The 8,012-nt window shown below is 67.1% G+C and carries 5 protein-coding genes; 1 reads left to right on the top strand and 4 read right to left on the bottom strand.

The genetic code is table 11. The features are described from left to right. Positions 1-949 precede the first annotated feature (949 nt). Positions 950-2,035, bottom strand: a complete 1,086-nt coding sequence (locus D7X30_RS21275) for an SGNH/GDSL hydrolase family protein (protein ID WP_120564765.1) — start codon at positions 2,033-2,035, stop codon at positions 950-952. Between the two features lie 227 nt (positions 2,036-2,262). On the opposite strand from D7X30_RS21275, the gene D7X30_RS21270 reads away from it, so the two are divergent. Next, positions 2,263-3,549: a chloride channel protein gene (locus tag D7X30_RS21270; protein ID WP_120564764.1), complete on the top strand. Its 1,287-nt coding sequence runs from the start codon at positions 2,263-2,265 to the stop codon at positions 3,547-3,549. A gap of 7 nt (positions 3,550-3,556) precedes the next feature. On the opposite strand, the gene D7X30_RS21265 is transcribed toward D7X30_RS21270, so the two are convergent. From D7X30_RS21265 to D7X30_RS21255, 3 genes are all read right to left on the bottom strand, one after another. Further along, positions 3,557-5,860 (bottom strand): membrane dipeptidase, encoded by a 2,304-nt coding sequence (locus D7X30_RS21265; RefSeq protein ID WP_120564763.1) that lies wholly within the window; start codon positions 5,858-5,860, stop codon positions 3,557-3,559. Positions 5,861-5,938: 78 nt separating this feature from the next. Beyond that, on the bottom strand, positions 5,939-7,213 hold the full coding sequence (locus D7X30_RS21260) for a CapA family protein (RefSeq protein ID WP_120564762.1): 1,275 nt from the start codon (positions 7,211-7,213) through the stop codon (positions 5,939-5,941). Further along, positions 7,213-7,971 carry a class I SAM-dependent methyltransferase gene (locus D7X30_RS21255; protein ID WP_120564761.1) on the bottom strand — a complete coding sequence of 253 codons (759 nt, stop codon included), beginning with the start codon at positions 7,969-7,971 and terminating at the stop codon, positions 7,213-7,215. The genes D7X30_RS21260 and D7X30_RS21255 overlap by 1 nt, the downstream gene beginning before the upstream one ends. Positions 7,972-8,012: the final 41 nt, after the last annotated feature.

Genomic DNA, 8,012 nt, shown 5'->3' with positions numbered 1-8,012 from the left:
ATGTGTTAGGCACGCCGCCAGCGTTCGTTCTGAGCCAGGATCAAACTCTCCAATTGTATTCTTGGTTTGCTTGAACCGGCGTTCCCCGAGACCCGGCTAAGGAGTCTCGGCTCGCTGATTCGTCGGCACTTCCCTCTCGCTGCGCTTTTCAGCGCTGCTCTTGAGGTGAAGCGCCCTCAAAAAATTGACTGCGGGTTTCCGCAATCCATTACTACTTGGGCTTGCTATTTGGTTTTCAAAGACCGAGCCGCTTGTTGCGACTTTGTTGCTTGCCGGTTTGTTTCGCCCGGCGGGGTTGCAGCTTCTATTTCAGTTCGCAGTCAGCGTCAACTTCGCTTTTGCGTCCTGCGGGCTGCTTCGAAGTTCGTCGGCGCCGTCCAGTGACTTCCGCCGTTTCTTTTCGAAGGGGAGCGGCTTCTACTTCAGCGCCGCGTTCCCTGTCAACCGCTTGCTGTCAGCTTTCTTCACCGCTTTGCGTCCGTAGTGTTGCCTTCCGGACCGCTGCTTCTTCGGTGGGGCGCGGCTTCTATCTCTTCGCCGCGCTCGCTGTCAACCCGCTTGTTGACTGCCCTATTTTCTTGTCGGTGCTGCTCTCTCCCCGAAGTGCCTTCCGCGCCAGTGCGCGGGCTTCGAGGTGAGGGGCGCGGCTTCTACCTCTTCGCCGCGTTCGGGATCAACAACCTTCGTCGATCCTTTTCTTCCCCCCCGCGCTGATTTCCGAGGCCCGGGGGCCAGCGGTTCGTCGCGGGGGGTGCACTCTCTAACGCTTCAGGCCGATGACGTCAAACCCTCGTTTGAGCCGGACCTGATCATTGGCGCTCCGACGAAAGGAGGCCTGGACGCCTGGACGCTGACCGGGCTGCAGGCCACTCCCTCGGTCCGGACACGACAAGGCCCCCGACCCGGTGACAGGTCGGAGGCCCTTTCTCCCTACGGATGCCGATTTACGTCACGGCGTCGCGGGGTCGAACGTGGAGATGCTCCAGCCCATGCGCTCGTGGCCGAACTTGTTCCAGTCCGGGTTCTTGCCGTCGACGACCTGGGCGTCCGTGTAGGACGGCGCCCCGGAGCCGGAGCCGGAGCCGGAGAAGATGTTCACGCTGATGGTGGAGCCCGTGTACGTCGGGTGCGTGTTGTCCGACTGGATGTAGTCGTAGCTGGTGCTGCTGTTCGCCAGGTGGCCGTTCGCGTCGCGCAGCGTGCTGCGCAGGGTGACGCTGATGCGCTGGACGTAGGCGTCCTCGGTCTCGCCGGCGCGGTACGCGATGGCCGCGGAGTCAATCTGACCGTCGCCGTTGCGGTCGTAGTCGGAGGCCATCATCTCCGCGAAGGCGTCCGCGCACTTGAAGCCGTACTTCGCCGCCAGGTTGCAGGCGCGCCAGTTGCTGCGCGCCAGCAGCGGCAGGAAGTACTGCTGCTTGTTCACCTTCTGGCCCGTCGTCGCGTCCGTGCAGGACGTCAGCACGTTGTCCGCGTCATAGCCGGGGTAATAGATGTTGGAGATGACCTTCACCTTGGCGGTGGTCGCGTACTGGTTGATGGCCTGCATGCCACGCTCCATGTACGTGGTGCACGCCGTCAGCGCGTTCTGCAGGCCGCTGTAGTTACAGGTGCCGGTCTGGTCGGAGAACGCGCTGCGGGCCTGCAGGTAGTCGTTGCCGCACATCTCGAACATCACGACGCGCGTCCGGGAGTCCTGCATGTAGGAGCGCTCGGAGACGATCTTGTTGTTGTAGATGTCGTCCGCCTTCGCGCCGGACTTCGTGCGGCGGATGACCTCCACGTTGGTGCCCCACTTCTTCGCCGCGTACTCACCTTCCACCACCGGGGCCGCACGACGCCCCACGCTGGTGATTCCGCCGTTGTAGCCAGCGAAGATGGAGTCGCCGTAGGCCACCACCCGGTACGTCTGCGACGCCGAGCGGTTGATGGTCCACGACGTGTTCTGGTTGATGGTGCTGGCCATCGCGGTGCCACTGAGGGTGGTGGCGGCGAGGACGGCGGCGAGGGACAGCCCGCTGCGACGAACGGACATACCGGCTCCTGAAGAGGTAGGGGGTTCCCGCCCCGGCAATGGGGAGAGGCCGCGCACGGTACACGGGTTTGACTCTGGAATCACTCCTCAGACCTGAATTAACCCCGCAATATGTATTCCATGTTGAACACGAATTCCGCCACGGTGCGTCAGAATGGAGCCGTTGTGTCCCCATTGCTGACGCAGCGCTTCCGGTTGACGCATTGTTTCACGGCTAGAGTCCAGCCATGAACCTCTCCGGGAGTGCTCGAGCGCTGGGCCAGTGGCTGCTGTTGGGCGCCATCGTGGGGGGCGTGTGTGGCGTGGCGTCCGCGGTGTTCCTGGCGCTGCTGGAAGAGGCCACGGAGTTCCGGCTGGCGCATGAGTGGCTGGTGTACGCGCTGCCCGTGGCGGGACTCGTCCTGGGTGCGGTGTACGGCCGGTGGGGCGCGTCCATCCGGGGCGGCAACAATCTGGTGCTGGACACGGTGCACGCGGGCGACGCGGTGATTCCCCTTCGCATGGCGCCCATGGTGCTGCTGGGCACGGTGCTCACACACCTGTTCGGCGGGAGCGCGGGACGCGAGGGGACCGCGGTGCAGATGGGCGCGAGCCTGGCGGACCAGATTGCCTGGCGCTTCCGTGTGACTCCTGACACCCGGCGCGAGCTGCTGGCGGCGGGCATCGCGGGCGGCTTCGGTTCGGTGTTCGGCACGCCGCTGGCGGGCACGGTGTTCGGGCTGGAGGTCGTGTGCGTGGGCCGGCTGGGCTACGAGGCGCTCCTGCCCGCGCTCACGGCTGCTGTCGTGGGCGACATCGTGACTCGCGGGCTGGGCATCCATCACACCGCGTATCCGGTGCCTCAGGCGCTGGCGCTGACGTTGCCCGTGCTGGGCAAGTGGCTGGTGTTCGCGGTGGGCATCGCGGGCGTGGCGGTGGCCTTCATCGAGGGCACGCATGGACTGAAGCGGGTCCTGGAGCGCCGTGTGCCGTGGCTTCCCGTGCGCATGGCCCTGGGCGGCCTGGGGGTGGTGGGGCTTTGGAAGCTCGCGGGCACCAGCGACTACCTGGGCCTGGGCGTGCCCGGCATCCTTCGCGCGTTCGAGGATGTGTCGCTGCCTTGGGGCGCGTTCGCCTGGAAGCTCGTGTTCACGGTGGTGACGCTGGGCGCGGGGTTCCTGGGCGGTGAGGTGACGCCGCTGTTCTTCATTGGCGCGGCGCTGGGCAACGTCCTCGCTCGGCTGTTGGGACTGCCGGTGGACCTGGGCGCGGCGGTGGGCATGGCGGCGCTGTTCGCGGCGGCGGCCAATACGCCGCTCGCGCTGTCCCTGATGGCGGTGGAGTTGGTGGGCGCCTCCGTGCTGCCTCACGTGGCCATCGTCGCCACGGTGGCGTACCTGCTCACCGGCCACCGGGGCATCTATCCGTCGCAGCGCATCGCCCGGAAGAAGCTGGGCGGGCCTCTGCTGGACCGTGTTGTCGCGTTGCGCGACCTGCACGAGGCGCCCCGGAAGGAATCCGAGGCGCCTCGCTGATTGGGTGCTACTTGCAGGTGAACGACCAGCGACACGTGCCGGAGGCGCACTCGCGATCGCTGGAGCAGGCCGCGCCCCGGCCTCGCTTGTTCACGCACTTGCCGGAGTTGAGCCCCCAGCCACAGAACTGGTTCGCTCCGCAGTGCGAGTCGCTGTCGCAGAGGCAGCTTCCCGTGGGGTTCAGGTAGCAGTCCGCGCTGCAGCGGTCGGTGGTACACTCGCGGTCGGACTTGCACGTCTGCCCGTAGGCCTTGGAGCGCGGCGTGTAGCACCAGCCCACCGCGTTGAAGCAGCCTCCGCAGGCTCCAGAGAGACACTGGCCGTCGCGGCTGCACGACGTGCCGTCCGTCTTGCGGTCCACGCAGTCGTTGTCGCCGGGGTTGCCCGGGATGTCGTTCTGGCAGTAGCGGGACGTGCCGCAGTCGCCGTCGTCATTGCAGACGCAGCGGCCGTCGAAGGTGGCGCAGAGCACGGAGGTGCACTGCTCGCTCTGGCACTCATCGTCAAAGCGGCAGCCCTGGCCCAGCGTCTTGGAGTCCGGTGCGTAGGCCTTGCCGCAGACGGTGGGGTACGCCTTCTCGCGCTCGTCCGGCGGCACCCACTGCGCGATGCCTCCCGTGTCGATGTCCAGCGCGGGGTCCGCCATGCTGCCGTTGCGCGCGGTGCTCGCGGTGCGCTCCCACATGCGGATGAACAGCTCCGCCGAGCGGTCCAGCGGCGTGGTGTCCGCGCCCAGGTTCCGCACGTCCCGGAGCAGGTCCGGCAGGAGGCCCACGTGGGCCAGGCCCTGCTCGTCGAACGGCGTACCCAGCCGGCCCGGTGCCTCCAGTTCCTGCTGGTGGGCCTGGGCGTCCGCCTCCGCCTGGAAGCCCGCGGAGCATGCGCCGTTGGGGCCGAAGCGGGGCCTCGTCTGCTGGATGAAGCCGTTGAAGTCCGCGCCGAAGGCCATGGGGACCTTGAGGCCCTGGCGGCCGTACTCGTAGGCCTGCGCGAAGGAGCGGCTGGAGCCCTGGCAGTCGTTGGCGATGTTCGCGGGCGTGTACGTGCGCGTCTCGTCGTGCGCGGTGCGCAGGCCGAACATGCCTCCCGTGCGGCGGAGCATCTGCACCACCCAGGCGGGCGTGGTCTTCTCGTGCTGGGCGAGCTTGCCGTTCATCACCTCGCGGAAGTGGCCGTGGCTGATGAAGAGCGGGTAGTAGCGGTTCGCCTGGGAGACGGCGTAGGCGTCGCGCACGCTCTTCTCCGACAGGTGCGCCAGGTCGATGAGCATGCCCTTGTCCATCATCGCCTGGAGGAGCTGCTGACCGTCCGCGGTGAGGCCCTTCACGTTGCGGCACTGGGCGTCCACGTCGAAGCCCAGCGTGAAGCCGGAGGCGGTGATTCCGCAGTCGGTGTCGATGTGGCAGTTCTCCAGGAACTGCGCGGCCTGGAAGATGGCGTTGTGCGGGGCCGCTCCGCCGAAGCGGTTGTCCAACTGGTGCACGGGCTGGAGCGTGCGCACGCCCAGCGCGTGGAAGCGGTTCAGCTCCGCGCGCCAGTCCTTCGCGCCGAAGAGCTTGCTGGTCTCGATGGAGAGGACCATGGCGAGCTTGCCTTGCGAGATGATCCGCCTCGCGTCCGCGGGTGACAGGGCGATCTCCACCCAGTCGTTGGCCGCGTCGAAGGCGCGGGCCATCTGGAGCTGGACCTCCACGTCCATCATCTCGTCGCAGGCGCGCTTGCGGTTCTGTGGGGGCAGCGCTTCGCAGAGGAAGCCGTTGCTCACTGCGGACACCACCACCAGCGACATGCCTCCCTGGTGCGCCTGCTTGAGCCACCCACCCCAGGACTGCTGGTGGGCGATGGTGTCCCAGCGGGGCCACTCCGTGCCGGGCTGACGGCGGCCCATGTGCAGGCCGGTGTCCCCTTCTGTTCCTTCAATCTTCCCGATGAACTCCGAGCCCACCGCTCCCGCGACTCCGAAGAGCTGGGACAGGATGGGGACTCCGCTCAGGTCCACGCCTCCGGAGTTGGGACACAGGTTGAGCAGGCCGCTCAGGTCCATGCGGACGCGGGCGTGGTCGCTCTCGGGCCAGCCTCCGTCACAGGTGTCGAGCGCGCCGTTGACGCCGCCGTGGAACCAGCCGCCTCCGAAGGCCTCCTCGGCGAACATGTGGTGGTGCAGCTCGGCGAAGCCCGGCACGTCCACGCCCTGCTTCTGGGTGGTGGGTTGTGGCGGGGGCTCCAGGTCCTCGGTGGGGGCACAAGAGAGGGAGGCCGCCAGCGTCAGAGCCAGGGGACTCCAGCGGAACCATGGGAGGGGATGGGACACGAACGCTCCGGGATGAGGGGAGCGTTCACATGCTTCAGCCCGGACACCGCGTGCAAGACGCGGCGTCCCAGAGTGTGTTCAGTGCGCGGTCTGAGCCGTCAGCTCTCTTCGCCTCAGCTCCGGGGTGGCTACCCGGAACTCCGCGGGCAGCATCCTCAGGATGCGTTCCCGGCGGTAACGGGCGTTGGTCAGGCGCTGCTCCAGGGCGGCCTTCTCGGCTCGGGTCGCCTTGTCGGGCGTCACGGTGCGCTGGGTGAGTGCCGTCAACCTTCGCGATACTTCTTCAATCTCGCGGTCGATGAGCACCGGCTGGATGTTCCGCTTCGATTTCGCCTTGCGGCCCTGGGCGTTGTTCTCAATCCAGACCGGCAACACTGAGACATCCGCCAGGGACACCGGGGCCCCGGGCTCTGCCCGGGTCACTCCAACTCTCAGGAGCAGGGTGTCCCGCTTGTCTCCGTCCTTGCCCAGTTGTCCCTTCACGTGCCGGTAGAAGCGCGCCTGGTTCGCCACCAGGTTGCCCAATGAGTAGGCGATGAAACCCCGGCGCCCGGACTTCGTTGTGTATGCCTCCAACGGCTGGAGCACGTGCGGATGGTGGCCGATGACCGCGAAGGCTCCTGCCTCCAGGAAGGACTGCCCCAAGGCCCTGTCCAACGGGTGCGGCGTGTCCGCGTACTCGCGCCCCCAGTGCCCCATCACGAAGAGCGCGTCACACTTCGCTGCCGCGGCTCGCACCCGCTCCAGCGCTTCCTCCGGCTTCAGCCCCCTTCTCGAGGCGTGCTCCGGGTAGGGCAAGAGCGCTACGTGCGGCGCGTCCGCTTCCTTCGGGTTGCTGAAGCCGTTCAGGCTCCTCGAGAAGGAGAGGAAGCCCAGCTTGATGCCTCGCACCTCCATGAACACCGGCTCCCAGGCCGCGTCTCTCGTGAGCCCCGTGCCCGTGTGGCGCAGTCCCGCCGCGTCCAGGTTTCGCAGCGTCTCCACCAGGCCTTCCACGCGCTGATCCCTTGCGTGGTTGTTGCCCGTGGACACCACCTTCACTCCGGCGTTCACCAACGCTTGCACCATCGCTGGAGGCGCGTTGAAGACCAGCTCCTGTGTGAAGGCCTTTCGCTCGTCCGTGACCGGCGTCTCCAGGTTCACCACGCCTACGTCCGCCGTGCGCAGCACGTCCGACATCGGCCCGAAGACGTGGTCCCAGCCTTCGTGGTTTCCACTGCGCGCGTGGGCCTTCGCCACCGACTTCACCTCGCCGTGCGGAATCACGTCTCCGCCAAAGACGAGCTCCACTCGCGCGGGCGCGGCCATCCCCCACAGCGGGATGAACAGCAGCAGGGCCCCCCACCCTCGCATCAGTCCTGCTCCCGCACTCCGATGAAGACTTCCCGGTTCCAGGGGTCCCTGCGCGTCGTCGCGGGACAGCCGGCCTCTTGCATCCATTCGAGCCAGTCGTCTCGCCGGAAGAGTCCGAAGCGGTGACGCTCCTGCGACATGCTCACCGTTCCGTCCGCTTCGCGCAGCAGATAGGCGAACGCGGTCTCGAACGTCTCGTCCTCCGGATCCGGATCCCAGGTCCACATGAGGTAGCGCATTCCTCTCCCGTCCGGCCCGTCGTGGCCTCCGGACTCGGTGAGGGGCTCGAAGGTCTCACGCACGCAGTCCGGCAACAGCACGACCCGGCCTCCCGGACGGCAGTGCGCCGCCGCCGTGTGGACCGTGGCTCGCGCGTCCTCGCGCTCCACCGCGTACATGATGGCGTCGTGCACCATCACCCGGTCGAACGTGCGCCCCAACCGCAGCGTGCGCATGTCCCCTACGCGGTGCTCGCACTCCGGGTTCACCTTGCGGCTCACCGCCACCATCTCCGCCGAGCGGTCCGTCAGCGTCAGCGTGAAGTGCTTCTTCAGGTGGAAGGCCAGGCTTCCTCCGCCCGAGCCCAATTCCAGCATCGTGCGCGCCGGGCCCTCCTCCGGATGCAACATGGGGAGCAGGTCCTCCGCCTCCTCCCCGTACTCTTCCGGTGGCGAGAACAACGGCCACCAGCCAGCAAGGTCGGTGTAGAGCTGGGGCTCCTCCACGGGAGGCGGGAGCACGGTGCGCAACGACGCCATGGATGACTTCCTCGGAGATGGGGCACCGTTCTATCGCCCGG

It is taken from the genome of Corallococcus sp. AB011P (assembly GCF_003611605.1).
In the GTDB taxonomy this organism is placed as follows: Bacteria; Myxococcota; Myxococcia; order Myxococcales; family Myxococcaceae; genus Corallococcus; species Corallococcus coralloides.
The sequence above is the reverse complement of the archived record's forward strand: the minus strand, read 5'-3'. Positions and strand labels throughout refer to the sequence as shown.